We start from the raw sequence: 5,031 nt of genomic DNA on the forward strand, positions 1-5,031 counted from the left end.
GCGAGCGGGTCGCGATCATCGGCGCGGGCGGCATCGGCTTCGACGTCGCCGAGTTCCTCACGGACGGCGGCGAGGGCGCGAGCCAGGACCCCGAGACGTACTTCCGCCAGTGGGGCGTCGACACCTCGTACGAGAACCGCGGCGGACTGCGCGCGCCCGAGCGGAACGCCCCGCCGCGCCAGGTCCACCTGCTCCAGCGCAAGACCTCCAAGGTCGGCGCCGGCCTCGGCAAGACGACCGGCTGGATCCACCGCACCGAGCTCAAGCACCGGGGCGTGACCATGGTGGCGGGCGTGACGTACGAGCGGATCGACGACGCGGGCCTGCACGTCACGATCGACGGCGAGGCGCAGCTGCTGCCGGTCGACACGGTCGTGCTCTGCTCCGGGCAGGAGCCCCGGCGCGACCTGTACGAGGAGCTGGTCGCCGCCGGCCGCTCGGCGCACCTGATCGGCGGTGCGGACGTCGCCGCCGCCATCACCGAGCTGGTCGGCCAGACGGGCGGCACCTCCTACCGGCACGTCGTCGCCACCCGCGACCACCACGTCGACCCGGGCGCGCACTTCGCCCCGGCCGGCGAGGAGCCGGACTACGTGTCCTCCTGGCCGGTGCACTGCGTGGCCGGGACGGAGGGCGTCGGCTTCCACCCGAACTTCGCGCCCGCCGTCGCCAGCGGGGCGATCGACGCCGTCTTCGACAAGGGCGCGTACTCCGCGGCGTACAGCGGCTTCGAGGGGCGCGACGAGAACGGCCGGACGCTCGCGGAGTGGCTGCACGAGCGCGACGTCACCGAGGTCGACGTGGTCGGCATCGCGACCGACCACTGCGTCCGGGCGACGGCCCTGGACGCGGCGCGGGAGGGCTTCCGGACCCACGTCCTGCTGGAGCTGACGGCCGGCGTGGCCAAGGAGACCACGGACCGGGCCCTGGAGGAGCTCCGGACGGCGGGCGTGGAGCTGACGGGCAAGCCGGTGGTGGCCTGAGGTCCGAGGCCCGTGCGGCCGGCTCCTTCGGGAAGCGGCCTGAGGCCTACGCCGCCGGTTCCTTCGGGAGGGAGCCCGCCGGGTGCCAGAGTTCCTGGGCGGCGCCCGGTGTGGATCTCCACAGGAGGCCCTCCGGGTGGTGCAGGACCGCGGTGATCTCGTCCGGGGTGGGCGGCTCGCTGTTGCCGCGGAGGTAGACCGCCCTCAGCCCCAGGTTCCGCAGCCGGGTCAGGGCGCGGGCTCGGTTGGCGGCGTGGACCAGGAAGCGGACGGTGGCGCCGTCGCCGGCCGGGCTGGGGAGCCCTATGGCGACGACCACACTGCCTCCCGGCAGCTTGCAGAACCCTCCGTTGGGCATAGCGGAACCACTCCCCCGTGGATCAGATGTCAATAAGACTTGTGTCAGACGCACCTAAACACGATCGGCCGCCGCCCGCTAGAGGGCGACGGCCGATCATGGTTTGACCTGCGGTTTTACCGATTACTTGGTCGAGGGGCCGACCGTGACCGTGATCGTCTGGCCGTCCTTCGGCTCCTTGACGACCTGGATCTTGGTGTTGGTGTCAGTTACCTGGACACCGGCGAGCGGGTTCTCGGCGAACCAGTAGACGCCCTTGCGGTCGTCGAAGGTCGGGTTGCCGGCCTGCGACGGGACCCAGGTGGCGGCGTCCTTGAGGTGCAGCTGGAAGCCGTCCGTGCGGGAGATGCTGAACGGCGAGTCGTACGCCTGGATGCGGTTGCGCATCAGCGAGCCGTCGGACCACTTCAGCGGGCTCGGGTGCGAGTCGATCGGGAGGACCCGACCCACGCCCGGGTGCTCGGAGGTGTTGTTGTCCTTCTGGGACAGGTCCCACTTCCAGATGAGCAGACCGTTCTGGTACGGGTAGTGCTCGACCCAGCCGTCCTTGTCACCCGTGAAACCGAAGTTGTACGGGCCGACCTTGAGGGTCTTGTCGTACGAGACGTACTGGCGGTTCTCCGCGATGTAGTACTGCTCGTACTCCTTCGTGAAGCCCTTGCCGATCCGCGAGAAGCCCTTGGCGACCCAGCCGTTGTCGCCGTTCTCGGCGCCGTCGGCGAAGACGGAGGCACCGTCGGCGGTCAGGTTGATGGCGTCGGCCGTGAAGCCCTTGCCGCCCGCGCCGCCGTCCGTCTGGTAGCGGAAGCGGAGGTCGAACTTCTTGCCCGCGTACGCGCCCAGGTCGTAGACGAGCTTCTTGTGCGTGTCGGAGACACCGGTCAGGCCCGGGGCGCCGGAGGCGTCCTTCGGGATGGCCACGCCGTCGGCGGTGCCGTTCAGGGCCGTCCAGTTGGCGCCGCCGTCGGTCGACACCTCGGCGTAGAGGTAGTCGTACTCGGCCTCGATGTCGTACCAGCCCTGGAGCTCCAGGGAGGCCGACGACTTGCCCGTGAGGTCGACGGAACGGGTCAGGGTGTTCTTGAGGTCGTCACCCATGTTGCTCCACCACTGCGAGGCACCCTCGGCGGGGGCCACGACGTCGGTGGGGACGACCTTCTTCGGCAGCTCGACGACGAGCGCCTGGGGGTTCTTGGTGTTGTACTCCGAGACGCCCAGCTTGTGGGTCGTCTTGGTGGCGCGCTGCCAGTCGTTGACCTTGGCGTAGTTCAGCCAGCCGAGCTGGAGCTTGTCCCAGGCGGTCATGTCGCCGGGCAGGTCGCCGATGGAGTCCTTGCCCTGGCCGAGCCAGGAACCGGACGACATCAGGGTCCAGAAGCCGGTGGAGTTCTCGCCGCCGCCGGAGGTGTCGTAGTGGTCCGGCAGACCGAGGTCGTGGCCGTACTCGTGGGCGAAGACGCCGAGGCCGCCGTTCTCCGGCTGCATCGTGTAGTCGCCGACCCAGATGCCGGTGTCACCGATCTGGGTGCCGCCGGCCTTGTTGTTCTCCGGGCCGGTCTTGCCCGCGTTGGTGCCGTAGGCGTACCAGCGGTGCGCCCACAGGGCGTCGTGGCCCTGCACGCCGCCGCCGGCCGACTCGTCCTCGCCCGCGTGGACGATCTGGAAGTGGTCGATGTAGCCGTCGGGCTCGTTGAAGTTGCCGTCGCCGTCGAAGTCGTAACGGTCCCACTGGTCGTACCCGGCCAGCTGGGCCTTGATCTCGGCGTCGGTCTTGCCCTTGGCCTTCTGGTCGGCGGCCCAGGCGTTGACACCGTCGCGGACGGTGTCCCAGACGTTGGCACAGTTCTTCTGGCCGCAGTAGTTCGAGCCGTAACGGGCCTCGTTGTACGGGACCTTGACCCAGTCGGAGACCGTGCCGTCGACCGAGTAACGGCCGGACGAGGTCCGCTCGTAGAAGGTCTTCATGGAGTGCTTCGGCGTGCCGTCGGCGTTCTTGCCGGTGCCGAAGTACAGGTCCTGGAAGTGCTGCTGGTTGTAGTCCGCCTGCCAGGCCGTGGAGTTGTCCTTCGCACGGTCGGGCTGGGCTATGGAGTTGTGCAGCGGGCCGGGCGTGCCGCCGTACTTCGGCTTGAGGTCCGGCGTGTCGTCGTCCTTGCGGTCGATCATGGTGGTGTTGTCCACCTGGTCGCCGAACTCGACGAGGATCGTGAAGATCTTGTCGGTCTTCTCGCGGCCGAGCTCGACGTACTTCTTGTTGTCGAGCTTGACGACCTTGGAACCGCCCCGATTCTGGACCGTGGCCTCGCCGTTCAGCACCTGCTCCAGGGCGGCCTTGCGCTGGAGCTCCTGCTGCTCGCTGAACGGACCCGGCAGGTCGTGGTCGACCGCCGTCTTGTCGACGGTCTGGATGCCCGCGGCCGGCGTCGCGTTGCCGTTGTTGTCGGCCCAGGCGGTGGTGAAGGTCGAGGCGGTGGCGGCGGTGGCCGCGAGCGCCACGACGACTGCGGACGCTCTGATCGCCCGTCGTCTGTTGGTCACTTGATGTTGTCCTCCCCGGCGCCCGCGCTCTCGGACCGAAGGTGGGGTGTCCGTCCGGCGGGGTCGCGCGTCACAAGTGACGACATTCGACCGGAGTGCAACGAGAAAAGACAGATCTTGACTTGAACGGGTCAATTGCACTATGCGGGTGCGAGTTTCCGATAATCGAACACCAAGCGGGCGCATCGTGAAGGGAGATGGGCGGTTTCGTGACCCCGTGCGCCCCCTGTGCACCGGCATCATGAGTTAGGTCACGCTTACCTGTCACACCGTCCGGGCATCCACCGTCGTAGAGTCGAACCGCGAAGTCCCGAGGGGTGGTACCCGTCATGCAGCGTCCGAACGCCGCACAACTCACCTACGGTTCGGCCACCGTCGTCCTCACGACCGTTGCCCTGCTGCTGCTCTCCGGCACGACGACGCCCCTGGGCATCACGGTGATCTGCGCCGCCGGCCTGCTGCTCGGCGTCCTCGTGGCGGTGACGATGCCGGTGCGCGAGCGGCCCGTCAACACCCCCGTGGACGAAGAGATCCGGGTGTCGGCCGAGCGCGTGGGCGCGGGGGCCGATACCCGGATCGGTTCGTGACGCTTCGTCCCTTGTCGCCCCTCACTGAGGGACGGTGACGACCACCGTCTTCGCCGCCTTGTCGTGCAGACCCTGCTTGTACGGCTTGTCGACCATGATCAGGATCAGTAGGAGCAGCGGCCACAGGCAGGCGCAGCAGACCAGCGCGGGCAGCCAGAGCACGACGGCGCGCAGCAGCGACTGGCTCATCGGGGGCGTCGTCCCGTCGTTGAGCATCGCGACCCGCAGCTTCATCAGCCTCTTGCCGAGGGTCTGGCCGTTCTTGGCCGTCAGCACGGTGTCGTACGCGATGTACGCGACGATCGTGATGAGCTGGAAGACCAGCTGGCTGCCACCGTTGAGGCTGTTGACCGTGTTGTCGAAGCCGTCGCCGTTCCGGGTCGCCCGGTCGTAGATGTCGAACGGGATGCCGATGATCGCGAGCGGCACCGCGATGATCACCCAGTCGACGAGCCGCGCGAGGATCCGGCGTCCGGTATCCGCGAGCGGCGGCATCCCGGAGAGCGGATCGGTCCCGCCGTAACCGCCGCCGTAGGGACTGCCGTACGGGGGCGGGGGCGGCGGC

4 protein-coding genes and 2 pseudogenes are annotated in these 5,031 nt (G+C 68.6%); 3 read left to right on the forward strand and 3 right to left on the reverse strand.

Annotated features, from left to right (window positions below; genetic code table 11):
* Positions 1 to 32 precede the first annotated feature (32 nt).
* Both fadH and CCN56_RS44820 read left to right on the forward strand, forming a co-directional pair.
* A pseudogene (gene fadH, locus CCN56_RS44815) lies at positions 33 to 359 on the forward strand (NADPH-dependent 2,4-dienoyl-CoA reductase); the annotation flags it as partial.
* An 87-nt stretch (positions 360 to 446) separates the two neighbouring features.
* A pseudogene (locus CCN56_RS44820) lies at positions 447 to 983 on the forward strand (isochorismatase family protein); the annotation flags it as partial.
* Between the two features lie 46 nt (positions 984 to 1,029).
* Here the strand turns inward: CCN56_RS44820 and CCN56_RS24580 are convergent.
* Both CCN56_RS24580 and CCN56_RS24585 read right to left on the reverse strand, forming a co-directional pair.
* A complete protein-coding gene (locus tag CCN56_RS24580; protein WP_086830067.1) occupies positions 1,030 to 1,341 on the reverse strand; it encodes a hypothetical protein in 312 nt (103 codons plus the stop codon).
* Between the two features lie 123 nt (positions 1,342 to 1,464).
* Positions 1,465 to 3,879, reverse strand: a complete 2,415-nt coding sequence (locus tag CCN56_RS24585; RefSeq protein ID WP_086830069.1) for an immune inhibitor A domain-containing protein — start codon at positions 3,877 to 3,879, stop codon at positions 1,465 to 1,467.
* Between the two features lie 329 nt (positions 3,880 to 4,208).
* On the opposite strand from CCN56_RS24585, the gene CCN56_RS24590 reads away from it, so the two are divergent.
* Positions 4,209 to 4,466 carry a hypothetical protein gene (locus CCN56_RS24590; protein WP_086830071.1) on the forward strand — a complete coding sequence of 86 codons (258 nt, stop codon included), beginning with the start codon at positions 4,209 to 4,211 and terminating at the stop codon, positions 4,464 to 4,466.
* A 21-nt stretch (positions 4,467 to 4,487) separates the two neighbouring features.
* Here the strand turns inward: CCN56_RS24590 and CCN56_RS24595 are convergent.
* Positions 4,488 to 5,031: RDD family protein (locus CCN56_RS24595; RefSeq protein WP_086830073.1), on the reverse strand; the 544-nt coding region annotated here is incomplete at its 5' end.

Source organism: Streptomyces sp. NRRL B-24572 (assembly GCF_002156145.1).
GTDB classification, from domain to species: Bacteria; Actinomycetota; Actinomycetes; order Streptomycetales; family Streptomycetaceae; genus Streptomyces; species Streptomyces vietnamensis.

Coding starts and splice junctions, on each gene's coding strand:
- CCN56_RS24590 (WP_086830071.1), top strand. CDS start 4,209: ATGCAGCGTCCGAACGCCGCACAACTCACCTACGGTTCGGCCACCGTC.
- CCN56_RS24580 (WP_086830067.1), bottom strand. CDS start 1,341: ATGCCCAACGGAGGGTTCTGCAAGCTGCCGGGAGGCAGTGTGGTCGTC.